This window comes from Ruegeria sp. AL11, assembly GCF_056540865.1.
This window is the reverse complement of sequence record NZ_JBQFXO010000051.1, coordinates 1-1,040: the sequence shown is the minus strand read 5'-3', so window position 1 is coordinate 1,040 and position 1,040 is coordinate 1. Positions and strand designations below refer to the sequence as shown.

Here is a 1,040-nt window from a genome sequence, read left to right as displayed (position 1 = left end):
ACCGTCAACACCGGCAAGGGTTACGTCTCGGCTGAGAAGAACAAGCCGGAAGATGCACCCATCGGCCTGATCCCGATCGACGCGATCTATTCGCCGGTCAAGAAAGTCGCCTATGACGTTCAGCCGACCCGCGAAGGCCAGGTTCTGGACTATGACAAGCTGACCCTGAAGATCGACACCGACGGTTCGATCACCCCCGATGACGCACTGGCCTACGCCGCGCGCATCCTGCAGGATCAGCTGTCGATCTTCGTCAACTTCGACGAGCCGGAATCGGCAAACCGTCAGGACGAAGACGATGGTCTGGAGTTCAACCCGCTGCTGCTCAAGAAAGTGGACGAGCTGGAACTGTCGGTCCGTTCGGCAAACTGCCTGAAGAACGACAACATCGTCTATATCGGCGACCTGATCCAGAAGACCGAAGCCGAGATGCTGCGCACCCCGAACTTCGGCCGCAAGTCGCTGAACGAGATCAAGGAAGTGCTGTCCGGCATGGGTCTGCACCTCGGCATGGATGTCGAGGACTGGCCGCCCGACAACATCGAAGATCTGGCAAAGAAATTCGAAGACGCGTTCTAAGCATCTTCGGCTGCGGCGGCGGGGCCAACCTGCCGTCGCAGGTTTTGTACATTTCGGACCAATGGGGTCTGAAAGCCGGTACAAAACGTACAATCCGGGCAATCCCGCCCCAAGGTGAGCCTCTGACACGCATCGGAGGCCGGACAAAGCAAAACGCGAAAGAAGGAATTGAAAAATGCGTCACGCACGTGGTTACCGCCGCCTGAACCGTACTCATGAGCACCGCAAGGCTCTGTTTGCAAACATGGCTGGCTCGCTCATCGAACATGAGCAGATCAAGACAACTCTGCCCAAAGCAAAAGAACTGCGCCCGATCATCGAAAAACTGATCACCCTGGGCAAGCGCGGCGACCTGCACGCCCGCCGTCAGGCCGCAGCTCAGCTGAAAGAAGACAAAGACGTCGCCAAGCTGTTCGAAGTTCTGGGCCCCCGCTATGCTGAGCGTCAGGGCGGTTATGTCC

Annotated in this window: 2 protein-coding genes; both read left to right on the top strand. The window is 57.9% G+C overall.

Annotated elements, in window-relative coordinates:
* Positions 1 to 579, top strand: a 579-nt coding sequence (locus tag ACR0IP_RS23205; RefSeq protein WP_480528167.1) for a DNA-directed RNA polymerase subunit alpha, incomplete at its 5' end; no start/stop codon positions are given.
* Between the two features lie 175 nt (positions 580 to 754).
* On the top strand, positions 755 to 1,040 hold a 286-nt coding region (gene rplQ, locus ACR0IP_RS23200), incomplete at its 3' end, for a 50S ribosomal protein L17 (RefSeq protein WP_480528166.1).